The sequence below is a fragment of the Cognatishimia sp. genome, from assembly GCF_049116455.1.
In the GTDB taxonomy this organism is placed as follows: domain Bacteria; phylum Pseudomonadota; class Alphaproteobacteria; order Rhodobacterales; family Rhodobacteraceae; genus Cognatishimia.
The window spans coordinates 335,022-347,937 of the sequence record NZ_JAGDYW010000001.1 but is presented as its reverse complement, the minus strand read 5'-3'; the positions used below and the strand labels follow the sequence as shown (position 1 = coordinate 347,937).

Here is a 12,916-nt window from a genome sequence, read left to right as displayed (position 1 = left end):
ACTAACGCGGAGAGCGTTTCGCCAAAATACGCTGCAAAGTCCGACGGTGCATGTTCAAGCGGCGCGCGGTTTCAGACACGTTGCGATCACAAAGCTCATACACACGCTGAATATGTTCCCAACGCACGCGATCCGCAGACATCGGGTTTTCCGGTGGCGGTGGCAATTCACCCTCGGCGGTCAGTAGTGCGTTGGTGATGTCTTGGGCATCAGCAGGCTTTGACAGATAGTCCGTCGCCCCGATCTTGACCGCTGCAACTGCTGTCGCAATCGCACCATATCCGGTCAAAACAACCACACGACAATCTTCGCGTTTGCTCTGCAGGATTTCGACCACATCAAGGCCGTTGCCATCCTCTAGTCGCAAATCCACCACCGCATAGGCGGGGGGTCGAGCCGTCGCAATGGCAGAGCCTGCCACAACCGAGCCTGCTGTTTCTACTTCAAAACCACGTTTCTCCATGGCCTTGGCCAAGCGTTTCAGAAACGGTTCGTCATCGTCGACCAAAAGCAAAGATTTATCTGGTCCGATGTCTTTCAGATTGGGTTCAGACATGCGCGCCTTTCCGAGACAATCCTGTATTCATTAGGTTTTAGCCCGCGTTCCATCGGTCGTCAAACGCACCTTGGTCGCAGTTAGGAATGAGACGCGTAACAAGCGACCGTTTCGGCAATCTGTTCGGGTGTGGTCTCACGACGGAAATATTCCACAAAACCGACTTCTGGCAGAACCAAATAGGTAAACGTGGAATGGTCGACCAAATAAAACTCATCCTCTGCGGGTTGGCGTTTGTAATAAGTCTTATAGGCCTTGGACGCAGCTTTGATCTGCTCTTCGCTGCCCGTCAGACCAATCATGCGCGGATGTAAGTAATCCGTGAACTCTGCCATGACTTCAGGTGTATCGCGTTCAGGGTCGATGGTGATCATCGCCGGATTAGTCATGATCCCGCGCTCTTCAAGCAATTCCACAGCTTCTGCATTCCGAGCAGTGTCCATCGGGCAAACGTCAGGACAGAAGGTATAGCCGAAGTACAACAAAGTTGGTTCTGTGATAACCTCAGTATCTGTAACCGTCGCGCCATCTTCATTCACCAGCTCAAACGGACCACCAATCGCCCCAGCCCCACCTGCAACGGTACTGGATCGACATTGTGCAAATGCATCGTCTGAATTGGGTTGGCTGGCATACCAAATACCGCCCATCAAGGCGACCATGGCAATCGTTGAAACAGCCGCAATTGTACGGATCATCGTTACGTTCCCTCACTCACGTAAATCTGGCAGATATGTAGAGGTGAGCCTGTTAGCGCGCAACATGCAGCGGATCACGATTGCCTATCCGCGCCAATCAACCGCAGGGGTGGATCGCAGGCGTTTGTAAAAGGCGCAAACAAAACCTAACAATGGGTAGAATGGGATAACGAAGGCAAAATGCGATCATGACCGATCTTTCCTACGATCTGATTTCTGACCATCGTCGCAGCAATTGGATTCGCCTGCGAACAATTACAATGGTCCGTTGGATCGCAATTGTCGGTCAAATCACCGCCCTCATAGTCGCCGATCAATATTTTCAACTCGAACTTGCATACGGGTTTTGCTACCTCGCCGTCGGCGTTTCGGTCATCGCCAATCTGGTTGGCACCCTAGTTTTTCCTGAAAACAAGCTTTTGTCGGAAACAGAAAACGCAGGCATGTTACTGTTTGATCTGCTGCAACTATGTTTTCTACTGTTCCTCACTGGTGGTCTAAATAATCCCTTCTCGATGCTGATCGTAGGACCCGTGACTATTTCCGCGGCAACGTTGACGGTGCGGTCGACCATAACGCTGGCCACGGTCGCAATCGTACTGGTGGTTTTGATGTTGAAATTCCACCTCCCGCTGCAAACAGCCGATGGGTCATTCCTACGCATTCCCGATATTTTTCTATTCGGTAATCTTGCCGGCATCACCATCGCCATCTTGTTTTCCTCCATTTACTCTCGCCGCGTTGTGTCTGAAATGTCGTCAATGTCAGAAGCCCTCGCTGCGACTCAGATGGCATTGGCGCGCGAGCAAAAATTGACGGATCTAGGTGGGGTTATTGCAGCGGCAGCCCATGAACTTGGTACCCCACTGGCGACCATCAAATTAACAAGTGCAGAGCTGATGGAGGAGCTGTCAGACCAAACCGACCTCTATGAGGACGCCGCGCTGATCCGTGACCAAGCCAACCGGTGCCGTGACATTTTGCGCTCGATGGGGCGGGCGGGCAAAGACGACCTGCAACTGCGCCAAGCTCCTCTTTTAACTTTGATCGAAGAAGCCGCCGAACCTCATCTGGATCGAGGCAAAAACCTAAGTTTTTCAGAAGAGTTCTCTCAGCTACCAGAGGGAGAGGAACCCACGGTCTATCGCCGCCCGGAAATCATCCATGGTCTGCGCAACCTGATCCAAAACGCTGTCGATTTTTCCAAATCCAACGTCTGGATCGAAAGCGATTGGACTGCGGATCGCATTACTGTGCGCATCATGGATGATGGGCGTGGCTACCCGCCACATCTGATTGGCCGCATCGGAAACCCCTTTGTGCGCGAGCGCCGCACTGAAAAAGAACGCAGGCAGCGCCCTGGCTATGAGGGCATGGGACTTGGTCTATTCATCGCCAAAACGCTTTTGGAACGCACTGGCGCGGAACTCAGTTTTGCCAATGGATCAGACCCGTTTAACCCTGCCGATACACTTACCCGAGGCCGCGGCGCGATTGTCGAAGTTTCATGGCCTCGCACCCGGCTTGAAGTAGACCGAACCAAGGAAGTTGCCGGCCAGAACCCGGTGATTTCACGCTAAGTTCTTAACGGCTTATTAATCATATTTTCGCACCTTTGGATTTTCCTTTTTGGGATCAAAACCGAGGGTTCGAAAGTGGCATTTGATACATTGGCATTGCTGGCGATTGTGGTTTTGACGTCTCTCTGCATTGGGATGGTCTGCGGATACCGCTATTCAAAATCATCAAATGGCATACGGGAAACACCCAACAGATCTGAAGCAGCAAACCAGCTGAGGTTTCTTTTTGAAAAGGGGCAACTCACCCAAGCTGACCCTGCAGGTCTGAAACTGCTGCACCTCACAGATGCGCCGAACATCACTTGGCAAGATGTGTCCGAGGGCCTGTCTGCCCGCATCGAGGGCCTGCCAAAAGTCCTAATGGATGGCCACGGAAAAATGACAACCTACCCTGAGGATCCGCGTCCCGATGAGCCGCAAGCCGTTTTAGAAGAAAGCGGCGCCTTCACCCGCCTTTCCCTAATCAATATGTTTGAGGGCACTAACGACATTCAAATCACCCCGAAAGCGTCTTTGGGCCTCGCTGCGCTCACCGCTCCGTTCCCGATCTGGCAAACCGACGAAAAGGGAATAATCACTTGGAAAAACAGAAAGTTTGAGGAGTTCGGTTTCCCTAAGGTTCCAATTGCAGCCAAAAAGCTGAATACGAACCCCGCCCAAAATCGCATTTCCGTCACCGATCCTAAAAGTCATGAGCTTCGTTACTTTGATGTTCTGACGCAAAACTTGTTTCGCGGTCAGATCTACTATGGACTAAACGCCGATTGCGCTGTGAAAGCCGAATCCATTCGCCGTGATTTTGTTCAGACCTTAGGGAAAACCTTTGCACAGCTTTCTACCGGTATTGCGGTCTTTGACAACGGCCCCCGACTGGTCATGTTCAATCCTGCGCTTACCGATATATTTGGTCTCAGCGCGGAATTCCTATCGTCACGCCCGACGCTACAAAGCCTCTTTGACCACATGCGTGAATATCGCATGATTCCCGAACCACGCAACTATGTGTCTTGGCGCGAGCAACTGACAAACCTGATTTTGGGGGCCAGTGAAGGCAAATACAGGGAAAACTGGCAGCTTCCGACAGGCGAAACCATCCGCGTCACAGGACAATCCCACCCCGAAGGTGCGCTGGGCTTTCTATTTGAAGATATCACTGCCGAAATTTCGCTATCGCGGCGTTTTAAAGAAGACGTATCGCGCGCCTATGGGTTGATGGATGCGCAGCCCGATCCAATGGCAGCGATCAATCAACATGGCGTGGTGTTCTTTACCAACAAAGCTTTCAAAGACCGTTGGAAAACTGATCCTGAAAGCAGTTTTGCTGATTTTACGATAGATGATTTGCTCAACCTGATTGAGCCAGAAATGAGTGCCGCCGAACTTGTCCGCTTGCGTAAATCACTCAAAACACAAAAGCCAGATCGCAATCAAATCACTTCATGCCAGAATGCAGAATTTCACCTTACATCTGCCGAAGGTAAAATTCAGGTTTTGACACAAAAACCCTTGCACGCCCTGCCGCATCTTGAGGCCCTGAAAAACCCTGCCGAATAAACGGTTCTGGCTTGCAGCTGTGCTCCGGGCTTGTATCCTCGATACATGGCAGAGCAGTACCGCGAAATCCTATTGAATTCCCCCGAAGAAACCGCAGATTTTGCGGCTCGTTTCGCGCGGGTAATTGCGATTGGTGACACCATACTTTTGACCGGTGATATTGGCGCTGGCAAAACCCATTTTTCACGTCACCTGATCCAGAATTGCCTTGGGTGTTTAGAAGATGTGCCCTCGCCAACCTTTACTCTGGTACAGACCTATGATGGCCCGACCTGCGAGATTTGGCATTCAGATCTCTACCGGCTCAGCAGCCCAGAAGAAGTGATCGAACTGGGCCTAATTGATGCTTTCGAAACCGAGATTTGCTTGGTCGAATGGCCCGACCGCTTACAGGAGCTTGCCCCAGCAAACGCCCTATCAATGTCGCTTAAAATGACGGACGAAACCGGACAACGTCAGATGATGCTGGCGTGGACGGATCCAAAGTGGGACAGCAAACTAAAGGATGCTCTCAGTGACTGATCGCGCGACGCTTTTGACTTCATTTCTAGCAAGCTCCGGCTTCTTAGAAGTAGAGCGTAAAAACCTCGCAGGAGATGCCTCCAATCGCCGCTATGAAAGGCTTCATCTTGCGGATGGGTCGACGCGCGTTTTGATGGATGCACCACCCTCCAAGGGTGAGGATATCCGCCCCTTCGTTAACATTGCGCGTCATCTGCAGTCTTTAAACCTATCTGCGCCAGCAATACTCGCTGAAGACGCTGCAAATGGGTTTCTGATCTTGGAAGACTTAGGCGACGATTTGTTTGCACGTGTGGTTCAAGCGGATCCGTCTTTGGAAACTCAGCTCTATCAAGCCGCAGCCGATGTGCTGGTCACGTTACACCAAGCGCCAGCACCATCCGATTTGCTCTCTTATTCGCCAAAAGTTATGGCAGAAATGGCCGCCCATGCTTGGCGCTGGTATCGCCGTGGCTGCGGGCTAGAATTTGAACAATCAGCGCAAAATTTCGAAAGCAAATTCGAAACTATTCTGGCCCAGAACGTTCCAGAGTGTGATGTTTTGATCCAACGAGATTACCACGCTGAAAACCTTTTGTGGCTACCAGATCGCAACGGCCAAGCGCGCGTTGGTCTACTGGACTTCCAGGATGCCATGTCTGGCCACCGCGCTTATGATCTGGTGTCTATGCTGCAAGACGCGCGGCGCGATGTTTCGCCAGATATCGAGCGCGAAATGATCGCGTATTACATCCAGCAAACTGGGCAAAACGCAGATGACTTCGATGCCGCGTATCATCTTCTTGGCCTGCAGCGAAACCTACGTATCCTCGGCATTTTTGCCCGCCTCTCCATGCATTTCAACAAACCCCATTACGTCGATTTCATCCCTCGCGTCTGGGGCTTCATCGAACGCGATCTGGCCCATTCAGTGTCCGCACGAGTCCGTGATTTAATCGCCACAGACCTCCCTGCCCCCACCCCTGAAATTCTACAAAGTTTGAGAGACCAATGCGGCACCGTCCCAACGCTTTGATGCTATTCGCGGCGGGCTTTGGCACGCGCATGGGTGCCCTCACAGCCCATCAACCCAAGCCAATGATTGAAGTTGCCGGCAAGCCGCTAATCGACCACACATTGGACCTCGCACAAACCAGCAGGTTCGACCGAACCATCGCCAATTTGCATTACCTACCAGAGGTACTGGAAACCCACCTTGCTCCACGCAATGTGCAAACCCTGCATGAAACACCGGACGTTCTGGAAACCGGCGGGGGCTTGAAAAACGCCCTTCCCTTGCTTGGATCTGAGCCTGTCGTGACATCAAACACAGATGCGGTCTGGAAGGGTCCAAACCCATTTGAAATGGCGCTTGACGCTTGGAGCCCGGACAGGATGGATGCTCTTTTAGTCTGTGTCCCGCTACAGAACTGCCTTGGGCATACCGGCAAAGGCGACTTTGTTATTGAAAAAAATGGTGCTTTGACCCGAGGCCCCGGCGATGTGGTCTATAGCGGTATTCAAATTCTGAAAACCGATCTTATTGCAGCTACGCCTGAGAAGGTTTTTTCCTTGAATGTGATCTGGAACCAATTGCTAAAAGATGACCGCCTCTTTGGCCTCAGATATCCGGGAAAATGGTGCGACGTTGGCCACCCTGAGGGCATTAGGCTTGCTGAAAACATGCTACGGGGTGACGATGTTTAAACCCGCCATAAAGCCCCGCGTATACGGCATTGCGCCGGGTATTGATTTCCCACAGGCGCTCTGGAATGGGCTTCGCACAAGGATGGATGATCAGTCGCCCGAAGCCATGGCACAGGTCCAGATCATCGTGAACACCCAACGCATGGCGCGCCGCATGCGCATGATCGCCGATGCAGGCCCCGCCACGCTAATGCCACGCATTGATTTGCTGTCACACGTCGGTAAGACCCTCGCCCACAAAGAGATTCCAGCGGCCGTGAACCCACTACGTCGGCGGTTCGAGCTGATCCAACTGATCTCGCGCCTGCTAGAACAGCAACCCGACCTTGCGCCGCGAGCTTCACTTTATGATCTGGCCGATAGTCTTGCCGGCCTTATGGATGAGATGAGCGGCGAAGGCGTGTCCCCTGACACGATCGAAGCGCTGGATGTTTCTGACCAGTCTGGCCATTGGGAGCGCGCGCAGGCGTTTTTTGGCATTGCCCGTAGTTTCCTTGAAACTGTCGATCAAGCACCTGACAGCGAAACCCGTCAGCGCATGGTGATCCAACGCCTTTCCGAAGAATGGCAGCATAATCCGCCGCAACATCCTGTGATCTTGGCGGGCTCCACTGGATCACGCGGCACAACTATGCTGTTGATGCAGGCGGTCGCCAAATTACCCCAAGGTGCGCTAATTCTTCCGGGATTTGATTTTGATACACCAAAATCAGTTTGGTCCGCGCTGTCTGACGCCTTAACCGCCGAAGATCACCCACAATATCGGTTCCAGAAAATCCTGTCCGAACTTGATCTGACCTCAGATGACGTGGCTGAATGGACCGCTGAAACCGCACCCTGTCCCGCGCGTAACACTCTGATTTCACTTGCTCTTCGACCTGCACCCGTCACGGATCAATGGCGCCGCGAAGGCCCAAATCTATCCAATCTGGATCAAGCCACACAAGACGTTACATTGCTAGAAGCACCCTCCATGCGCGAAGAGGCTTTGGCGATCGCTATGCGTCTACGACAAGCTGCCGAAGACGGGCAAACCGCTGCACTGATCACGCCTGATCGGATGCTGACCCGGCAAGTCACGGCCGCGCTGGATCGGTGGGATATCCTGCCCGACGATTCCGCTGGTACGCCGCTACAATTATCGCCTCCGGGCCGATTCCTGCGCCACGTAGCAGCGCTGTACTTTCGTCCGCTCACATCGGAATCCCTCTTAACCCTGCTGAAACATCCGCTAACTCACTCTGGCACGGATCGGAACCATCATCTGCGTTTCACCCGCGAGCTGGAACTCTATCTTCGCCGCAAAGGTATCACTTTTCCCGAACCCGATATCTTGTCTGCCTGGAGCAAAACCATCGATGTTGCTGAGGCTTGGGGCAGCTGGTTAACAACAACGTTTTGTAATCAAGAGCAGCCAAGTTCCCTGCCCTTTGAAACACGCCTGGAAACGCATTTGGCCCTGTCTGAATCCATCGCACGCGGCAGCGTTGATGCGGATGGCACCGGTGGGTTATGGGATGAAAAAGCGGGTCGCGAAGCTGTTCGGATCATCGAAAATCTGCGCGAAAACGCGCCTCACGCGGGCGAAATCAGTGCTGCTGACTACAACGATCTTTTTGGAGCCGTGCTGTCTCAGGGCGAAGTGCGTGATCGTGACGCCCCGCATCCCAACATTCTGATCTGGGGGACGTTGGAAGCACGCGTTCAGGGGGCTGAGCTGACAATCCTCGGTGGCTTGAACGAAGGCAGCTGGCCAGAAAATGCTAAGCCTGATCCATGGCTCAATCGCAAAATGCGCCATGATGCAGGTCTTTTACTGCCCGAGCGCCGCATTGGCCTATCTGCCCATGATTTTCAGCAAGCCGTTGGCTCCAAAGAAGTCTGGCTGACGCGCTCGATCCGTTCAGATGACGCCGAAACCGTGCCATCGCGCTGGATCAACCGGCTGACCAACCTATTGGATGGACTACCAGAACAAGGTGGCCCGATGGCTTTACTAGGCATGCGGCAACGCGGCCAAACATGGCTGGATATGTCCCGCGCTTTGGAAACGGTTACAACGGTTCCGGCTGCCAAACGCCCTTCGCCGAAACCACCTGTTGCGTCGCGCCCATCCAAGCTTTCAGTCACCGAGATCAAAAAACTGATCCGCGATCCCTATGCGATTTATGCGCGCCACACCTTGCGCTTGCGCCCGATGGATCCGTTGATGCGCACACCAGATGCGCTGTTGCGAGGTATTGTGATCCATGAAGTCCTGGAAGAGTTCATCAAAGACGTCAGCAAAGATCGGAACCTGCTGACGCGCGCGCATTTAGTCAACATATCAGAGACTATACTGGCCCAAAATGTCCCTTGGGCCACAGCGCGCAGCCTGTGGAAAGCGCGAATTGATCGCATTTCAGATCAATTTGTTGCCGACGAAAATGCCCGCCAAAACCGCGGCAAACCGATCGGGTTTGAAACATCAGCCAAAACCGACATTCCACAGCTCGGATTTACGCTCACCGGGACGGCTGACCGGATTGACCGCACTAAAACCGGTGATCTGGTGATTTATGACTACAAAACCGGCTCCCCGCCAACGCCTGCTGAACAGCGATACTTTGACAAGCAATTGCTGCTTGAAGCAGCCATGGCAGAAAAAGACGGTTTCCGAGACATCGACCCGGCCGAAGTTGCCGAGGCGATCTATATTGGCCTTTCCAACAATCCAAAAACCGTAGCCGCGCCGCTGATTGAAATGCCAACGGCACAGGTTTGGGCAGAATTTGAACAGCTGATCACGCGCTATCTGGATGCCGACCAAGGCTTTACCTCGCGCCGTGCTTTGCGCAAGGACACGGACCACAGCGATTACGACCAGCTTGCACGATTTGGCGAATGGGACGTGACCGAAGAGCCCACGTCGGAGGATCTGGTATGAAGCGCAACGATGCAACCGAACGCCAGGTTCAAGCCGCTCGCCCGGATGCTTCGACTTGGCTATCAGCCAACGCTGGGTCTGGCAAAACCCGCGTATTAACCGACCGCGTGGCACGTTTGCTTTTGGAAGGCGTACAACCACAACATATCCTATGTCTGACATACACCAAAGCAGCAGCGTCAGAGATGCAAAACCGGCTGTTCAAACGACTTGGTTCTTGGGCCATGCGCGACGATGCGGCCCTAAAAGCCGAGCTGCTGGAGCTGGGTGTGGAAGGGGCGGTTGATACCTCTCGTTTGAATGACGCGCGCACGCTTTTTGCCCGTGCGATCGAAACACCAGGTGGTTTGAAAATTCAAACCATTCACTCGTTTTGCTCGTCTCTTTTGCGACGCTTCCCACTCGAGGCTGGCGTCAGTCCATTATTCAAAGAGATGGAAGATCGTTCGGCTGCGCTCCTGCGCGAAGAAATTGTCGATCAGATGGCAGATGGCGAAGATGCGCATCTGATCACCGATATGGCGCGGCATTTCACCGGCGATAGCTTTGAAATGTTAACTACTGACATCGTGCGATCTGCAAGCAGCTATGATCAACCCGTGGCCAGTGAGCGGTTATATGAAGTGCTTGGGCTTAAACCCGCAACCAGCGAAGAAAACATCGCGCAATCAGTGTTTTTGGGCGACGAAGCAGATTTGATTTCAGCTTTGATCGAGGTTCTGAAAACGGGCGGAGCGAATGACAACAAAGCTGCGGTGAAACTCGCGGCACTACCTTCAATTGGCTACGATTCTTTGCCCGACCTTGAAGGAATATTTCTGACCGGAGAGAAGGCAAAAGAGCCATTTTCAGCCAAGATAGGGTCTTTTCCAACCAAGAGACTGCAAAAGGATCACCCAGATCTGGTTGCGCGGTTGGACAAATTTATGATGCGTGTCGAGGACGCGCGCAACGACCGGCTTGCGCTGGCAAATGCCCGCCGCAGCCTTGCGCTTTGGGCCTTTGCCCACCGGTTTTTGGAACATTATAAGGCCAACAAGCAACGTCTGGGCTGGCTCGATTTTGATGACCTAATTTTACGGGCGCGGAACCTGTTGTCCAACCCCAACGTGGCGCAATGGGTGCTCTACCGTCTTGATGGCGGCATCGACCACATCCTTGTGGACGAGGCGCAAGACACAAGCCCTGTTCAGTGGCAGGTGATCGAGCGATTGGCGCAGGAGTTCACGTCTGGCACTGGCGCGCGGGGCGATACTCAGCGCACGATCTTTGTTGTCGGGGATAAAAAACAGTCGATTTACAGCTTCCAAGGGGCTGACCCGGTTGAATTTGACCGCATGCGTGCAGAATTTGGTGAGCGGCTTCAAGCGTCCGAAACGCCGCTACAAAACCTCGAGCTGGAATATTCCTTCCGCTCGTCTGATGCGGTTTTGAGCGTTGTCGATGCATGTTTCGAAGTCCAACCAAGCACCGCATTTGAAAAACACATCGCCTTTAACAATGACCTGCCTGGGCGCGTGGACCTTTGGCCGGCGGTTGAGAAAACCGAAACGCCGGAAGAGGGCGAGTGGTTCGATCCTGTGGACCGGCTAAGTGACACGCACCATACAGTACAATTAGCCCAAAACATCGCCTGGGAAATCGAGCGCATGATCCGGGAAAAAGTCTCTATTCCTGCCAAAAAGGGTGAAAACGGGATCTATTCACAGCGTCCAGTAAGAGCCGGTGATTTCCTGATTCTGGTGCAACGTCGCTCTGATTTGTTCCAAGAAATCATCCGTGCTTGTAAGGTCGCGAAACTACCCATTGCGGGGGCTGACCGCCTGAAAGTCGGCGCAGAAATGGCTGTGAAAGACCTTGAAGCGCTGCTGAAATTCCTCGGTACACCCGAAGACAGCCTGTCTTTGGCGACAGTCCTTAGATCACCCTTGCTTGGCTGGAGTGAACAGCAACTGTTTGATCTTGCCCACCGCCGCACAACGCCATTCCTATGGCAAGCCCTGCGCAGTCGAGGCGAGGAATTCCCCAAAACCATGGCTTTCCTTGGCGATCTGATGGGGCAGACGGACTTTTTACGCCCTTACGATTTGATCGAGCGTATTTTGACCCGCCATGATGGCCGCCGGAAATTGCTGGCGCGACTGGGAAATGAAGCCGAGGACGGGATCAATGCGTTGTTATCGCAGGCGCTTGCCTATGAACGCAGTGCGGTACCCAGTCTAACCGGTTTCCTTGTCTGGATGGAAACCGACGATCTGGAAATCAAACGCCAGATGGACAGCGCCAGCGATCAGATCCGGGTGATGACGGTGCATGGCTCTAAAGGGCTGGAAGCGCCGATTGTGATCATGCCAGACACCGGCAAACGGTTGCTGCGGATGACGGACCAGATTGTGCACAGTGAAGATGTGGCGCTTTGGAATTCAGGTGGCGCAACGGCGCCTGATGCGGTGCGCACGGCGCGCGAAGCTAAGGCTGACGCCCAGCGCGAAGAGCGAATGCGGTTGCTTTACGTGGCGATGACACGGGCCGAGAAATGGCTGATCGTGGCCGCGGCGGGCGATTTGGATAAGTCTGGCGACACTTGGTATCAAACAATTGAGTCAGGCATGAAACACCTGCACGCTGAACCGCAAGCCTTTGCCGGAGGGCTGGGGTTGCGGTTTGAGCACGGTGATTGGTCAGGCAACCTGATTGCAGAAGAAGCCAGAGCCGAAACCATAACTCCTGATCTGCCAGCCCATTTCAAATCCGTCGCTCCCAAGGCGGTGGCTTCTGATCCAGCGCTTAGCCCGTCGGACCTAGGTGGTGCCAAAGCCTTGCCGGGCGAGGCCGGCTTGGACGAAGAAGAAGCCAAAAAACGCGGTCGTCAAATTCACCTATTATTGGAACATTTGGTTGATGAGCCCGAAAATAACTGGCCAGAACTGGCACCACGCGTTCTGGAAAACGCCGGGGAGGGGGCAGAGGCCTGGAATGACCTACTTGCAGAGGCAGCGCAAGTTTTGACCGCGCCGAAACTCAAGCATCTCTTTGCGGCTGACACTTTGGCCGAGGTCTCTCTGACCGCAAATTTGGGCGACCAAAAACTGCACGGCACCATTGATCGCCTTATTGTCAGTGACACAGAGGTTCTGGCTGTTGATTTCAAAACCAATGCGGTTGTCCCAGAAAAGATTGCGAAAACCCCTGAAGGCCTGTTGCGTCAAATGGGGGCCTATGCCCATGCTTTGAAACAAATCTACCCGGACAGGGTCATCAAAACCGCGCTGCTTTGGACAAAAACGGGACAATTGATGCCATTGCCGGACGGGCTGATCACAGAAGCTCTCGGAAACGTGTATCGCGCTTGACGACACAACATCGGGTACCTAGGTTCATGACCGACCCAATT

General features: G+C 53.3%; 9 protein-coding genes. 7 read left to right on the top strand and 2 right to left on the bottom strand.

Translation table 11 applies throughout. From position 1 onward, the window contains the following. Position 1 precedes the first annotated feature (1 nt). Both JXQ85_RS01740 and JXQ85_RS01735 read right to left on the bottom strand, forming a co-directional pair. Entirely contained in the window at positions 2-556 is a 555-nt protein-coding gene (locus JXQ85_RS01740) for an ActR/PrrA/RegA family redox response regulator transcription factor (RefSeq protein WP_421747128.1), read from the bottom strand. 80 nt (positions 557-636) lie between these two features. Then, the gene (locus JXQ85_RS01735; RefSeq protein WP_421747127.1) at positions 637-1,254 is read right to left on the bottom strand and encodes an SCO family protein; all 618 of its coding nucleotides are present in this window, start codon (positions 1,252-1,254) and stop codon (positions 637-639) included. A 188-nt stretch (positions 1,255-1,442) separates the two neighbouring features. Here JXQ85_RS01735 and regB point away from each other — a divergent pair, with 188 nt between their 5' ends. The 7 genes from regB to addA all read left to right on the top strand — a co-directional run bounded on the left by regB (position 1,443) and on the right by addA (position 12,875). After that, complete coding sequence (regB, locus tag JXQ85_RS01730) at positions 1,443-2,834, top strand: sensor histidine kinase RegB (protein WP_421747126.1); 1,392 nt, start codon at positions 1,443-1,445, stop codon at positions 2,832-2,834. 75 nt (positions 2,835-2,909) lie between these two features. Next, on the top strand, positions 2,910-4,388 hold the full coding sequence (locus tag JXQ85_RS01725) for a PAS-domain containing protein (protein ID WP_421747125.1): 1,479 nt from the start codon (positions 2,910-2,912) through the stop codon (positions 4,386-4,388). Positions 4,389-4,433: 45 nt separating this feature from the next. Next, a complete protein-coding gene (gene tsaE, locus JXQ85_RS01720; protein ID WP_421747124.1) occupies positions 4,434-4,910 on the top strand; it encodes a tRNA (adenosine(37)-N6)-threonylcarbamoyltransferase complex ATPase subunit type 1 TsaE in 477 nt (158 codons plus the stop codon). Next, complete coding sequence (locus tag JXQ85_RS01715; protein WP_421747123.1) at positions 4,903-5,925, top strand: aminoglycoside phosphotransferase family protein; 1,023 nt, start codon at positions 4,903-4,905, stop codon at positions 5,923-5,925. The genes tsaE and JXQ85_RS01715 overlap by 8 nt, the downstream gene beginning before the upstream one ends. Continuing rightward, positions 5,901-6,596 (top strand): nucleotidyltransferase family protein, encoded by a 696-nt coding sequence (locus JXQ85_RS01710; RefSeq protein ID WP_421747122.1) that lies wholly within the window; start codon positions 5,901-5,903, stop codon positions 6,594-6,596. Before JXQ85_RS01715 ends, JXQ85_RS01710 begins: the two co-directional genes overlap by 25 nt. Next, entirely contained in the window at positions 6,589-9,522 is a 2,934-nt protein-coding gene (gene addB, locus JXQ85_RS01705; protein ID WP_421747121.1) for a double-strand break repair protein AddB, read from the top strand. The genes JXQ85_RS01710 and addB overlap by 8 nt, the downstream gene beginning before the upstream one ends. Next, the gene (gene addA, locus JXQ85_RS01700) at positions 9,519-12,875 is read left to right on the top strand and encodes a double-strand break repair helicase AddA (RefSeq protein WP_421747120.1); all 3,357 of its coding nucleotides are present in this window, start codon (positions 9,519-9,521) and stop codon (positions 12,873-12,875) included. The genes addB and addA overlap by 4 nt, the downstream gene beginning before the upstream one ends. Positions 12,876-12,916 lie beyond the last annotated feature (41 nt).